The sequence below is a fragment of the Leifsonia sp. YAF41 genome (assembly GCF_052113185.1).
Lineage (GTDB): Bacteria > Actinomycetota > Actinomycetes > Actinomycetales > Microbacteriaceae > Cryobacterium.
In genome coordinates, this window is record NZ_JBFRCS010000003.1 from 243,022 (window position 1) to 256,551 (window position 13,530).

A 13,530-nucleotide genomic window follows, 5' to 3' on the forward strand; every position below is an offset into this window, starting at 1 on the left:
CTCTTCCCCGTTGTGCCGTCCTGCGCTACTGCAGTGCAGAGGTGAGTCGGGCAACACCGTCGAGGAAGGTGGCCGTCGCCGGTTCCTTGTCCCATTCTTCGAGGGTGAGCACGCGTCCGGCGTCGCGGTAGCCCTGCTCTACCTCCCGCATCTGCCGCACGAACTCGGTTCCCCGCACGAGCAAAGTCACCTCCGAGTTGAGGGCGAACGAGCGGATGTCCATATTGCTCGATCCGATCACCGCCACGTCGTCATCGATCGAGAGGTGCTTCGAGTGCAGAATGAACGGTGCCTGGTAGAGCCAGATCGTCACACCGGCCGTGAGCAACGGGCGATAGTACGAGCGCTGGGCGTGCCAGACCGACCCCTGGTCCCCGATCTCAGAGACGAAGAGCTGCACATCCAGGCCGCGCTGGCAGGCGGAGGTGATCGCGTACATCATCGCCTCATCCGGCACGAAGTACGGACTCGTGATGATCACCTTGCGCTGAGCCGAAGTCACCAAGGTCAAGAACTGGCGCAGGTTGTTCTCGCTGTCGTAGCCAGGGCCGCTGGGCACGACCTGGCAGACGAGGGCATCCGCCGACGGGTCCCGCGGCACATCGATGGCGGGAAGGTTGGCCTCGTCACCGAGCAGCTCGTCGGTTTCCAAGTACCAGTCGGAGAGGAACACGGCATTCGTCGCCGCCACGATCGGGCCGGAGACCCGGGTCACCAGCTCCTGCCACTTGAGCCCGCGTTTGAGGTTCTTCGGCGAGTTGTAGCTGCGGTCGATGAGGTTCTGGGAGCCGACGAATGCCACCAGGCCGTCGACGATGACGAGCTTGCGGTGGTTGCGCAGGTCGGGCCGGGAGTACTCCCCCTTGAACGGGCGTACTGGGAGCATGTAGCTCCATTTCACCCCGATGCGGTCGAGTTCGGCGAACGTCTCGTCGTGGCCGGACACGCGCCGGGAAGCCACATAGTCGGCGAGGAGGCGCACCTGGACGCCACGTTGCACGGCGCGTTCGAGAGCGGCGAAGAAACCTCGCGTGGTCGCATCGAACGAGACGATGTAGAACTCCACATTCACGAAGCGGGTTGCCGTGTCGATCTCCGTCGCCATCGCATCGATCGACGCCTGGTACTCGCCGATCAGAAGCGCCGTGTTTCCTCCGGCGGCCGGCAGCGCGCCCACCGCCTGGTTCTGCCGCACGAGCGACGCGAACCAGTCGGGCCAGGTGTCGCGATCGGTCACGAGATCGACGTGCGCGGCACGCTCTGTGATCATCGTGTTGAGTTCGTCCTGCTTCTGACGACGCTTCTTCGGCAGCGAGACGTTGCCGATCAGGAGGAACAGGATGATGCCGACGAACGGGATGAGGAAGATCGCGAGCAGCCAGGCCATCGCCGCAGTGGGCTTGCGGTCTCGCGGAACAATGATGAGGGCGGTGATGCGGATGGCGAGATCTACGACGACAAGTACGCCGCCGGTAATCGCCGTGAGGTCACTGATCACGTGGCACCTTCCCCGATGGCCGCTGCACGCGGCATGGTCGTGAGTATGCCAGTAGTTGGCCCCGGGTGGTACAAAAAAGTTCTTCGGTTCGGCGGCAGCCCGTCAAAATCTGCGCGCGGTGTATTCCGTTCGGCGCGGGTAAAAGCGCGCGCCCAGCGGGATAATCCGCGCCGAGATTAGTGCGAGAGCGCAGCGGCTTTGTGCGCCCGTTCCCAGAGCTCATCAACCTGCGCCAGCGTGTGCTCGAGTGTGCCGTCGGTGTCGATCACGACGTCGGCGACGGCCAACCGCTCGGCGTCGCTGGCCTGCGAGTTGATGCGATTCGCGGCATCCGTCTCGCTCATCGCCCGGAGCTCGACCATGCGGCGCAATCGGGTCTCCTCGCTGGCATGCACGACAACAATAAGATCGAACGGATGGGCATGCGGCTGGGCGGTGCTCGCCTCGATCAGCAGCGGCACGTCGTAGACGACTACTGCCTGCGGATCGGCCGAGGCTTCGCGGATCAGAGAATCGGACAGCTCGCGCACCGCGGGATGCACGATCGCGTTCAGCTTTTCGAGCTCGGCGGCGTTGCTGAACACATGGGCGCCCAGGGCAGCACGGTCAAGACTGCCGTCGGCCCGGATCACGCCAGCGCCGAAGGTCTCGCTGATTGCCGCGAGCCCGGGCGTTCCTGGTTCGACGACGGCGCGGGCAAGCTGGTCCGCGTCGATGTGCACGGCACCGTGTTCGACGAGCCGGTTGGCCACGGTGCTCTTGCCTGCTGCGATCCCGCCGGTGAGTCCAATCAGATACACGGTTGCAATGCTAGCGGCGCCGCATGGAACTTCCCGCTCCGTATGGAAACCACCGACGACTACCCGGTGGGCGCTGCGATCCAGGTCTCGGTGAGATACGGCAGCTGTATTGGGTCTTCCCGCGTCTCGGCGTGAGCGTCGAGAACGGCCTCAACACGCCGAAGGATGGCGGCCTTTTCGGCGTCACCGGCCACGAGATAATAGCTGCGCGTCGTCACCAGGTTCCGGATGCCGTCGCGCGTGGTCTCCTGCATCCACCGGTCCACGCGTTGGTCGATCAGAGCCCAATCCTCGCCCAGCACGGGCGCGAAGGCACCGGCCGCATGCTGCCCCGGGTTCATCGCCCGCGACAGTTCGTTGGCCCAGGGCACCGATTCGTCCCGGCTGTTCCAGACGAGGGCCAACCGGCCCCCGGGGCGAAGAACGCGCCGCACTTCGGCACTCGCCGCGGCAACGTCGACCCAGTGCCAGGCCTGGGCGTATGTCACCAGGTCGACCGACGAGGCAGGCAGCGGGATGCGCTCCCCCACTCCCTCAATCGCCTGCGCGGTGGGAAAATGCGCGCGGAGCACCCGCAACATGTCCGCCGACGGGTCGACGGCCACGACGCGGGCTCCGAGCTCGACCAGGAGGCCGGTGAGTTTGCCGGTGCCCGCACCGATGTCGGCAACCTCACCGGCGTTTCCGAGCAGCCAGGCGACGGTCTCGCGCGGGTACGACGGCCGATGGGCGTCGTACGCGTCGGCTCCCGCCTGGAACGATTCGGCGTGAACGTGGAGGCGACCTTCTTGCATGCATCGAGCCTACGTCGGGCGCCGGATGTCGGTCATCCGTTCTGCCAGTGTGAGGGCCTCTCGAGATCTGCCGGAAGAAGGGTGAGGAGCGTGCCCCGAGCCGCGTTGACGTGCGGCTGGGTGAGGAACAGCGACTGGGAGAGGTCAGCGCCGTCGAGCCGCGCGTCACGGAGGTCGGCGCCGAGCAGATCCGCGCCAGACAGGTCACTCCCCCGCAGATCCGAGGCGATCAGATAGGCGCCCCTGAGGTCAGCCCCGCACAAGCGGCGTGACCTCAGATTCTGGCCCATCAGGTCAGCGCCCGGCTTCAGCGCGGCATCGAGATGGTCGTCGCCAGCGGCGAGATACGAAGCCCGGACTTCCAGACTGACGTCAATCAGCGTTGACCGCACCTGGGAGTGAAGGTCCTGAACATTCAATTCGAGCAGATCCGTCAGCTCGCCACCGACGGCCTGTCCGATCGTGTCGCTGAGCCGTGTCACGCGATCTGAGGCATCCGGATCGAAGGTGCGCGCCTGAGCCTCTGCCAAGTACCAGAGCATCTCATGCAGCTGTCGCGCGGCAGCGAACGCGGAGAACATTTCGGCTTTCGTCTCAGGGTTTTCGAGCCAGCTCTTTCCGGCGTAGAGCCGCTGCGACACGTATTGGCCTGCTCCGAAGCAGTCGAAGACCGTGCAGCCACGGAAACCGCGCGGCCCGAGGCTGTCATGGATCGTGCAGGAGAAGTCAGAGGCGAGGTTGCTGCACGGGGTACCGGCCGGTTTGTCGATGGGAAAATCTGCGGAGCGCGAGAATCCGAAAGCTGTGCAGCAGAGTGCGAAGCAATTGCCGCAGTCAGCTCGCAGGGATTGCCGGCCAGCCAGAGTTGAGCCAGACGGTGTGGAGCCAGACGGTGTGGAGCCAGACGGTGTGGAGCCAGACGGTGCGCCCGCGGCAGACGACGTGTCAGTGGCAGACGAAAAGGGTGCGGAAGAATCCGACGATGTCATGTGAATAGGCACTTTCAGTAGTGAGTTCGAGAGAGGGCCGGTGCGTCGGGGAACTCACAATGGAGTTCCCTGCGCGGGCACACTGAATCACCACTCCGACGCGAATCGCACTGATCCGGAGCGAACTGAAGCTACTGGAAGGACTCTGAGTCACAGAGAAATATGAATTGGCACTGACGTCAGACTAGCTGGTCAGCAAGCCCTGGTTAACGCAAACTGGCCGCACCCCGAAGGGTGCGGCCAGTCTGTAGTTCACTTAGCGACTACTCCGAGGAGTACGCGTTCAAGCTGACTAGTTGCCGCCTGACAGCTTCTCGCGCAGTGCGGCAAGAGCCTCGTCGTCGGCAAGGGTGCCGGCGCCTGCGGTCTCGCTCGAGAAGGAGGAGCCAGCAGCCGACGCGACGTCGCCGACAGCGATGACCTCGTCGTTTGCCGAAGCAACCTGCTTCTTGTGCGCTTCCCAACGAGCCTGGGCTGCAGCGTAGTCCTGCTCCCACTTCTCGCGCTGGGTCTCGAAGCCCTCGCGCCACTCGTTGGTCTCCGGGTCGAATCCTTCAGGGTACTTGTAGTTGCCCTGGTCGTCGTACTCGGTGAGCATGCCGTAGAGCGCCGGGTCGAACTCGGTGCCTTCGGGGTCGACACCCTCGTTGGCCTGCTTGAKGCTCAGCGAGATGCGGCGACGCTCGAGGTCGATGTCGATGACCTTGACGAACACCTCGTCGCCGACCGAGACAACCTGCTCAGCGAGCTCAACGTGCTTGCCGGACAGCTCGGAGATGTGGACGAGGCCTTCGATTCCCTCGGCAACGCGAACGAACGCACCGAACGGAACGAGCTTGGTGACCTTACCCGGTGCAACCTGGCCGATGGCGTGGGTGCGGGCAAATACCTGCCACGGGTCTTCCTGCGTAGCCTTGAGCGACAGGGAGACGCGCTCGCGCTCCAGGTCAACCTCGAGGATCTCGACGGTGACTTCCTGGCCAACCTCAACGACCTCGCTGGCGTGCTCGATGTGCTTCCAGCTGAGTTCTGAAACGTGAACCAGACCGTCAACGCCACCCAGGTCGACGAACGCACCGAAGTTGACGATCGACGAGACGATGCCCTTGCGGACCTGTCCCTTCTGGAGGTTGTTGAGGAACGTGGTGCGGCTCTCAGACTGGGTCTGCTCGAGCAGCGCACGACGCGACAGAACGACGTTGTTGCGGTTCTTGTCGAGTTCGAGGATCTTCGCTTCGATTTCCTGGCCCAGGTACGGGGTCAGGTCGCGAACGCGACGCAGCTCGATGAGCGAGGCGGGAAGGAAGCCACGGAGACCGATGTCAACGATGAGGCCACCCTTGACAACCTCGATGACTGAACCGGTGACAACACCGTCTTCATCCTTGATCTTCTCAACGTCGCCCCATGCACGCTCGTACTGAGCACGCTTCTTCGACAGGATGAGGCGGCCTTCTTTGTCTTCTTTCTGAAGAACGAGGGCCTCAACCAGGTCGCCGACCTTGACAACCTCGGAAGGGTCAACGTCGTGCTTGATGGAAAGTTCGCGGGAGGGAATGACGCCCTCGGTCTTGTATCCCACGTCGAGGAGTACCTCGTCGCGGTCGATCTTCACGACGGTGCCCTCGATGAGGTCTCCATCGTTGAAGAATTTCAGCGTCTTTTCGACCGCGGCGAGAAAGTCTTCAGCAGATCCGATGTCATTGATGGCGACCTGCTTGGGTGCCTTGTCGGTCGTTGCGATTGTCATGTAGTAGTTGCTCCAGTATGGACATATATCGGGCCGGCACAGGCAGAACGTCAAGTTTCGACACTCTGGTTACTCCGCACCGGCAGCGGATAGTTCGTCACGAACGTGACGTTCAAGCTTAGCTGTTTGGCCGCGTCTTCAGCAAGCCGCGATTATGCACGATTTGAGTGAGTGCCGGCTCCAAATTCGGGTACGAAAACGCATAGCCGCTACTCACGAGTCGTTCCGGAATCACCCAGCGACTCTTCAGCACAAGTTCAGTTTCAGTACGAATCAGGACGGACCCGGTTTCCAGCATCCAGCGTGGCGTCGGGATGCCGACCGGCGCGCCGACCGCGCGCCGCAGGGCCGCCATCATCCGCTTGTTGTCTTCGGGTTCGGGGGCCGCGGCGTTGATCACGCCGTCGATCTCGTCGTGATCGACGAGGTAACGGATGATGCCCAGCACGTCGTCGATGTGGATCCAACTGAAGCGCTGGTGTCCGCCGCCGGTCCGCCGTTCGTGGAACGTGCCGGCTTCCCGTCGTGCCCGGGTGGACGGCCAGCGTCCGTCGAGCTGCGACCCGCCGAGGCCGAACTGCGCGAGGCGAATCAGCGGGATCAGCGCACTGCCGTCACCGAGCACGATGGCCATCCGGAGCGCGACCCGTCGCGTGCCGGGGAGCTCCCCGGCAAAGAGCTCCTTCTCCCAGGCCGTGGCAATGCCGACCGAGAACCCGGTGCCGATCTCACCATCCGCCTCGGTCATCGGGTGGTCTTCGGCATGCCGGTAGATGGTGGCCGTCGACGAGTTGACCCAGAGCGGTGGCGGCGTGGCACAGGCCCGGATGGCCGTGGCCAATTCACGGGTGGTCTCGACGCGAGAGCGCATGATTTCGGCACGGTTCACCGGGGTGTACCGGCAGTTCACGCTCTTGCCGGCCAGATTGACCAGCAGGTCGGCCCCGTCGAGCAGCCGGCTGATCGCGGCGGTGTCGCCCCACCGGGCGTCGGGACCCGAGCGGCCGATCAGGCTCACCTCGGCGCCGTCGGCGCGAAACGCCTCGGACAGATACTGCCCGATGAAGCCCGAACCGCCGGCGATCACGACGCGCCGCGGTACGGCATGCTGATGCTGAGTCACGCTGAACCATCCCCCTCGCGGAGGCCATAGCTGAACGACCCCGCGTACTCGTACACCGTACCGATCAGCGGCGCCGTGAGAGTCATCGCCACGCGCTGCAGCCCGACGACATCGTCGAAGCGTTCCACCAGGGTGACGTGTGGCGAGAGCACCTGAGGCAGCGTCAGCCAGCGGCGACCGATTCGCAGCGCGACAACGGTCGAGTCGAGGTGCATCGAGCCGTCGACGACGCTCGCCTCAAGCGACGCCCGCACGCGGCGGTGGGCGCCGAGATAGTCGACGAGGCCGATCGGCGCCGATTCGGCGGTGATCGCGTCAACCATGGTGCGGTCACCCGACGTGAAACGAAAAGTGCGGGAGGCGGCGACGGCTGCAGCGCCGGACGGGGAGCACGCCGGTCGGTTGATCACCGTGAACGGGACGTTCTGGTGCCAGCCGGGGAACACGACATCCGGCCGCCCGAACAGCCAGAGGAACGGCCAGAGCCAGCGCCTGGGGGTGCCGACACGTTGGAAGACGCCGTGCCCGTAGCCGTGGTGACCCGGCGGGATGGCCCCGCAGTAGTCCCGCAAGCGGGAATGCAGGGTGTCGGGAATTCCGCGCCAGACCGTCTCATACGGCGAGAGACGCTCTGCCGGTACTGGTTGTTGCGGATCCCCCGACACCTCGACTGCCGCTACTTCAGCAGGGTCGAACGCAGTGTGTCGAGTCCGACACCGCCGAGATCAAGGGCGCGCTTGTGGAAGTCCTTGATCGAGAAAGCTGCCCCCTCCCGCGCCTGGCACTCGTCGCGCAGCTGCTCCCAGATGCGTTGGCCGACCTTGTACGAGGGCGCCTGGCCCGGCCAGCCGAGGTAGCGATTCACCTCGAACTTCACGAAGCCGTCGTTCATGTTCACATTCTTGCCGAGGAAGTCGAACGCGTAATCGGCCGTCCAGGGGCCCGAACCGTCGGGCAGCTGCTTCTCGAGGTGCACGCCGATGTCGAGTACGACGCGGGCGGCGCGCATCCGCTGCCCGTCGAGCATGCCGAGACGGTCGGCGGGGTCGTCAAGGTAGCCGAGCTGTTCCATCAGGCGCTCGGCATACAGCGCCCAACCTTCGGCGTGGCCTGAGGTGCCGGCCAACTGGCGGCGCCAGGTGTTCAGCGTCGCTCGGTTGTAGACGGCCTGGCCGATCTGCAGATGGTGGCCCGGAACGCCCTCGTGGTAGACCGTGGTCAGTTCGCGCCAGGTGTCGAACTCGGTGACGCCGACGGGTACCGACCACCACATGCGGCCGGCTCGCGAGAAGTCGTCGGTCGGACCGGTGTAGTAGATCCCGCCCTCCTGGGTCGGGGCGATCATGCATTCCAGCCGACGGATCTCCTCGGGAATGTCGAACTGGGTGGCCGAGAGCTCGGCGACAGCCTTGTCGCTCGTCTCCTGCATCCACTTCTGCAGCGCATCGGTGCCGTAGAGCTTGCGCGCGGGGTCGGCGTCGAGCAGCTCGATGGCCTCGAGCACGCTGGCTCCCGGCTTGATCTGGTCGGCGATGCTCTCCTGCTCCTCGACCATTCTGGCGAGTTCTTCGATGCCCCACTCGTAGGTTTCGTCGAGGTCGATCTTCGCGCCGAGGAACCGGCGGGAGGCGAGCTCGTAGATCTCGCGGCCGACGGCATCTTTCGAGGTCGCGGCGGGTTCCAGCTCGTCGCTGAGAAAGGAGGCGAGGGTGTTGTAGGCCTCGGCCGAGACACGTGCGCCGGCGTCGAGGTCGGCGGCCAGGGCGGCGGGGACGCCTCCCGATTCGAGTCGCGCGCCGGCGACGAAGCTGGTGAAGAAGCCGTCGGCCGCGGCCGTGCGCTTGGCCTGCTCGATGACCTCGCGCACCTGGCGCTTGGCCGGCGTGACGCCGCGTTCGATGCCAAGACGGAGCGTCTCGATATAGCCCTCGACGGCGGCCGGCAGCGCGGCGAGGCGCTGGGAGACCATCTCCCAGTCGTCAGTGCTGTCGGTGGGCATGAGGTCGAAGGCTTCACGGATGCTCTGGGCCGGCGACGCGATCACGTTCAGGTCGCGCAGCTGCAGCTGGGCCTCTGCGCTCTCCAGCTCGAGGGCGAGGGCGCTCCGCAGATCGGTCTGCGTGACGACGTCGACCTCGTCGACGGCGGTGGCCGCATCCAATTTCGCGATGACGCGCGTGATCTCGTGGACTGTGCGTTCGTGGCCGGCCGGCGAGTAGTCGCCGAAACGGTCGTTGACGTGGGTGCGCCCGATGTAGGTGCCGATGGTCGGGTCGAGTTCGACGAGGGTGTCGACCCAGTCTTCGGCGATCTGGTCGATCGCGGTGGGAGTGCGCTGAATGTCGTTGCTCATGGCTTCAGCCTGGCGTGAATCATCTGCCCGATGCAACCGCGACGCACATCGCTTGCGAAATCAGGCGCACATGCGTCCGGAAAAACAGCAAACGGCACCGGATGCCGCACCATGTGTGCGGTATCCGGTGCCGCTCAGGCAATCCTTGCGGTATCCGGTGACACCGATCGCCGCCTAGTGCGCGGCCGAATCCCAGTTCGTGCCGCGGCCGACGTGCACGTCGAGCGGCACCAGCAGCTCGGCGGCGGTCTGCATGCGGTGCGTGACGACGTCTTTCAAGGCGTCCCACTCCCCTGGCGCGACGTCGAAGATCAATTCGTCATGAACCTGCAGCAGCATGCGCGAGTCGAGCTGCTTCTCGCGCAGGTCGACGGCGATGCGGTTCATCGCGATCTTCATGATGTCGGCGGCCGACCCCTGAATCGGGGCGTTCAACGCCGCGCGCTCCGCGTTGTCGCGCAGCACCCGGTTCGGGCTGTGCAGTTCGGGGAACGGGCGGCGGCGACCGAAGATCGTCTCGGTGTAGCCGTCGACCTTGGCCTGTTCGACGACGTGACGCAGGTAGTCGCGCACGGCGCCGAAGCGTTCGAAGTAGTCGGTCATCAACTTCTTCGCCTCTTTGGTCTCGATGCGGAGCTGCTTCGAGAGTCCGAAGGCACTGAGGCCGTAGGCCAGACCGTAGGACATCGCCTTGACCTTGGAGCGCATCTCGTTCGAGACATCTTCCGGCGCGACGCCGAAGATGCGGGAGCCGACGAAACGGTGCAGGTCTTCACCCTCGTTGAACGCCTCGATCAAGCCGGCGTCCTCCGACAGGTGCGCCATGATCCGCATCTCAATCTGCGAGTAGTCGGCGGTCAGCAACGACTCGGCCTGGTCGCCCGCATGGAAGGCGGCACGGATGCGCCGGCCCTCCTCGGTACGCACCGGGATGTTCTGCAGATTGGGGTCGTTCGAGGAGATGCGCCCGGTTGCCGTTCCGATCTGCACGTAGTTGGTGTGGATGCGTCCGGTTTCGTCGATCGCCTTGTCGAGGGTCTCCACGATCTGGCGCAGCTTCGTCGCGTCGCGGTGCTGCAACAGGAGGCCGAGGAACGGGTGCGGGTTGCTGGCCTGCAGGTCGGCGAGGGCACCGGCATCCGTCGTGAACCCGGTCTTGTTGGCGCGCGTCTTGGGCATTGCCAGCTGGTCGAAAAGCACCTCTTGGAGCTGTTTCGGTGAGCCCAGGTTGACCTCACGGCCGATCTCCGCGAATGCGGACGCGGCCAGGTTGGCGACGCTCTCGCTCAGCTGGGTGGACAGCTCTGACAGCTCGTCGTGCGACACGGCGACACCGGCCAGCTCCATGTCGACGAGGGCCAGCAGGGTGGGAATCTCGATGTCGGTGAGAACTCGGAGCGAGCCGCCGTCGAGCGCCTCGAGAATGGCCGGGGCGACCCGCAGCGTGTACCACGCCTCGGTCGGGACACCGGCCGAGTCGTCGGGAACCAGCTGGTTGGGGTCGTGGATCGGGAGCGTCTCGTCGAGGTAGCGCGTGACGAGATCGGACAGGGTCTTGTCCGGTCCGCCCGGACGCAGCAGCCAGCCGGCGACGAGGGTGTCGGTGATGAGCCCGTCGAAGGCGAGTGCGCTGCGCTTGAGCGCCTTCAACTGTGGCTTCGCATCGTGCATGATCTTGGGGGCGGGGCCGGAAAGCCACGCCTCGAGCGGGGCGTAGTCGCTGCGGCCGGTCTGCCAGGGCAGGTTGAGACTCTCGGTTGCGCTCGACAGGCCGAACCCGATGACGTGGCCGTCCTGCACCTCGACGGTCAGGCCGAGACCGGCCGGGGCCGCCGCTGAATTGCGGGCGAGCCAGAGCTCGAGCTCCTCATCGAGCAGGTCTTGCGACTTCGGGGCCGTCGGAATCTCGGGCAGCGCCACCTCGGGCTCTGCTCCGGCAATGGCGCCGCCGACGACAGCACCGTTCTCGCCGCCTTCGAGCTTGATCACCCGGTCGAGCAGACTCTTGAACTCGAGACGTTCGAACACGGCGCGCACGGCCGGCTCGTCGATCGGCGCGCGCTCAAGCTCCGTCACCTCGACCGGGAGGTCGAGGTCGGTGAGCAGACGGTTGAGGCGGCGGTTGCGGATCGCGTTCTCTTTCTGCTCCCGCAGGTTGTTGCCGACGACGCCCTTGATCTCATCGGCGTGCTCGAGAATGCCGTCGAGGCTGCCGTACAGGCCGAGCCACTTGACGGCGGTCTTCTCGCCCACCTTGGAGATGCCGATCAGGTTGTCGCTGGTCTCGCCGACGAGCGCCGCGATATCCGGGTACTGGTGCGGATCGATGCCGTACCGCTCGCGCACGGCGGCCGGGTCGTAGCGCTTGAGGGCAGACACGCCCTGACTCGCCGGGTAGAGCAGTGTGACGTTCTCGTTGACCAGCTGGATCGTGTCGCGGTCGCCGGAAACGACGAGCACGTCGTAGCCGGCCTCCGTGCCACGTACCGACAGGGTGGCCAGGATGTCGTCTGCCTCGTAGTCCTCTTTGGTGAGGGTACGGATGTTCATCGCCGCGAGGGCATCCTGCAGCAGCGGGATCTGACCCTTGAACTCCGACGGCGTCTCGCCGCGGGTGCCCTTGTACTCGGGGTACTCGCGGGTGCGGAACGAGAAACGGGAGATGTCGAACGCCACGGCGATGTGCGTGGGCTTCTCGTTGCGGAGCAGGCTGAGCAGCATCGACAGGAAGCCGTGGATGGCGTTCGTGTGCTGCCCGTCGCGGGTTTGGAAGCTATCCACAGGCAGGGCGTAGAAAGCCCGGAACGCCAGGGAATGGCCGTCGATGATCATCAGGGTAGGCTTTTTTGAGTCCGACACAGACCCAGCCTACAAGCGTCGCCTTGAGCGAGCGGGCAGACGAGCAAAGGTGACCATGATCGATCAAACTGCGGATGCCCTCGACTGGGTCAAGGAGCGGGGCCTCGGGGCCCTCGCCGACAAGATGGGCATCGAGTTCATCGAGTTCTCGGTTGAGCGTTCGGTGGCGACGATGCCGGTGGAGGGCAACACTCAACCGGCGATGCTGATGCACGGCGGCGCGTATGTCGTTCTCGGCGAGTCGCTCGGTTCGATGGCCGCCAACCTCTACGCCGGGGCCGGAAAGCTCGCCGTCGGAATCGAAATCAACGCGACGCACACCCGTTCGGCGACATCCGGGCAGGTGACGGCAGTGTGCACTCCGATTCACCTCGGGCGCACGCTCACCACGCACGAGATCGCCGTCTCCGACGATTCGGGCCGACGCTGCTCGACCATCCGCATCACGAACCTGATCAAGGATGTCTCCGGCTACTCAGCCTGACCTCCTGCAGCAATAGAAAAGCCCGGCCGATATCGGCCGGGCTTTTTCTGTGTGTCTGGTGAAAAGTGTTACTTCTTGGCTTGAGCTACTTCTTGGCGCTGAGCTGCTCGATGATCGCCTGGGAGACATCGTGCATGGTCAACCGGCGGTCCATCGATGCCTTCTGAATCCAACGGAAGGCTTCGGGCTCGCTCAGGCCCATCTTCTCGTTGAGCAGGCCCTTGGCCCGGTCGACGAGCTTGCGGGTCTCGAAACGCTCGACGAGGTCGGCGACCTCGGCTTCGAGCGTGATGATCTGGCTGTAGCGCGAGAGGGCGATCTCGATGGCGGGAAGGAGGTCGTTCGGGGTGAACGGCTTCACCACGTAGGCGAGGGCGCCGGCTTCGCTGGCACGCTCGACGAGCTCCTTCTGGCTGAAGGCCGTCAGCAGCACAACCGGAGCGATGTGCTCCTTGGAGAGGCGCTCTGCGGCGCTGATGCCATCGAGCTGCGGCATCTTGACATCCATGATGACGAGGTCGGGGCGAAGTTCGCGCGCCAGGGCGACAGCGGTCTCGCCGTCGCCAGCTTCGCCGACCACTTCGAAGCCGTTGTCACGGAGAATCTCGACGATATCGAGGCGAATAAGGGACTCATCCTCCGCGACGACAACGCGGCGGGGAGGAGCGGGGGTAGTGTCTTGGTCGGTCACACCTAAAACCTTACGGTATTCTGATCGAGGTGTTGTGAGCCGGTGTGGCGGAATGGCAGACGCGGAGCACTCAAAATGCTTTGTTCGAAAGGACGTGTGGGTTCAAGTCCCACCACCGGCACCATCACGAAGACCCCCGTACATCCCTGTGAATCGCAGGATGTGCGGGGGTCTTCTGCATTGCGGGCA

The 13,530-nt window shown here is 64.7% G+C and carries 11 protein-coding genes and 1 tRNA gene; 2 read left to right on the forward strand and 10 right to left on the reverse strand.

The window, feature by feature from the left end; translation table 11 throughout:
• Positions 1 to 25: 25 nt before the first annotated feature.
• The 9 genes from cls to polA all read right to left on the reverse strand — a co-directional run bounded on the left by cls (position 26) and on the right by polA (position 12,166).
• Positions 26 to 1,498, reverse strand: a complete 1,473-nt coding sequence (gene cls, locus AB4Y63_RS04645) for a cardiolipin synthase (RefSeq protein ID WP_441789870.1) — start codon at positions 1,496 to 1,498, stop codon at positions 26 to 28.
• Positions 1,499 to 1,674: 176 nt separating this feature from the next.
• Positions 1,675 to 2,298 carry a dephospho-CoA kinase gene (gene coaE, locus AB4Y63_RS04650; RefSeq protein WP_441789871.1) on the reverse strand — a complete coding sequence of 208 codons (624 nt, stop codon included), beginning with the start codon at positions 2,296 to 2,298 and terminating at the stop codon, positions 1,675 to 1,677.
• A gap of 59 nt (positions 2,299 to 2,357) precedes the next feature.
• Positions 2,358 to 3,092, reverse strand: a complete 735-nt coding sequence (locus AB4Y63_RS04655) for a class I SAM-dependent methyltransferase (RefSeq protein WP_441789872.1) — start codon at positions 3,090 to 3,092, stop codon at positions 2,358 to 2,360.
• 32 nt (positions 3,093 to 3,124) lie between these two features.
• Positions 3,125 to 3,955: a pentapeptide repeat-containing protein gene (locus AB4Y63_RS04660; RefSeq protein WP_441789927.1), complete on the reverse strand. Its 831-nt coding sequence runs from the start codon at positions 3,953 to 3,955 to the stop codon at positions 3,125 to 3,127.
• Positions 3,956 to 4,373: 418 nt separating this feature from the next.
• On the reverse strand, positions 4,374 to 5,831 hold the full coding sequence (gene rpsA, locus AB4Y63_RS04665) for a 30S ribosomal protein S1 (protein WP_441789873.1): 1,458 nt from the start codon (positions 5,829 to 5,831) through the stop codon (positions 4,374 to 4,376).
• A gap of 118 nt (positions 5,832 to 5,949) precedes the next feature.
• Entirely contained in the window at positions 5,950 to 6,954 is a 1,005-nt protein-coding gene (locus AB4Y63_RS04670) for an epimerase (RefSeq protein ID WP_441789874.1), read from the reverse strand.
• Entirely contained in the window at positions 6,951 to 7,619 is a 669-nt protein-coding gene (locus AB4Y63_RS04675) for a DUF4166 domain-containing protein (protein ID WP_441789875.1), read from the reverse strand. Before AB4Y63_RS04675 ends, AB4Y63_RS04670 begins: the two co-directional genes overlap by 4 nt.
• Positions 7,620 to 7,630: 11 nt before the next feature.
• Positions 7,631 to 9,307 carry a DUF885 domain-containing protein gene (locus tag AB4Y63_RS04680; protein WP_441789876.1) on the reverse strand — a complete coding sequence of 559 codons (1,677 nt, stop codon included), beginning with the start codon at positions 9,305 to 9,307 and terminating at the stop codon, positions 7,631 to 7,633.
• Between the two features lie 174 nt (positions 9,308 to 9,481).
• A complete protein-coding gene (gene polA, locus AB4Y63_RS04685) occupies positions 9,482 to 12,166 on the reverse strand; it encodes a DNA polymerase I (protein WP_441789877.1) in 2,685 nt (894 codons plus the stop codon).
• Positions 12,167 to 12,221: 55 nt separating this feature from the next.
• Here polA and AB4Y63_RS04690 point away from each other — a divergent pair, with 55 nt between their 5' ends.
• The gene (locus AB4Y63_RS04690) at positions 12,222 to 12,650 is read left to right on the forward strand and encodes a hotdog fold thioesterase (protein ID WP_441789878.1); all 429 of its coding nucleotides are present in this window, start codon (positions 12,222 to 12,224) and stop codon (positions 12,648 to 12,650) included.
• Positions 12,651 to 12,735: 85 nt separating this feature from the next.
• Here the strand turns inward: AB4Y63_RS04690 and AB4Y63_RS04695 are convergent, their stop codons facing one another.
• Positions 12,736 to 13,341, reverse strand: coding sequence for an ANTAR domain-containing response regulator (locus AB4Y63_RS04695; RefSeq protein WP_345062536.1), 606 nt, complete (start codon positions 13,339 to 13,341; stop codon positions 12,736 to 12,738).
• A gap of 38 nt (positions 13,342 to 13,379) precedes the next feature.
• On the opposite strand from AB4Y63_RS04695, the gene AB4Y63_RS04700 reads away from it, so the two are divergent.
• Positions 13,380 to 13,465: transfer RNA gene (locus AB4Y63_RS04700), tRNA-Leu, on the forward strand.
• The last annotated feature ends 65 nt before the right edge of the window (positions 13,466 to 13,530 follow it).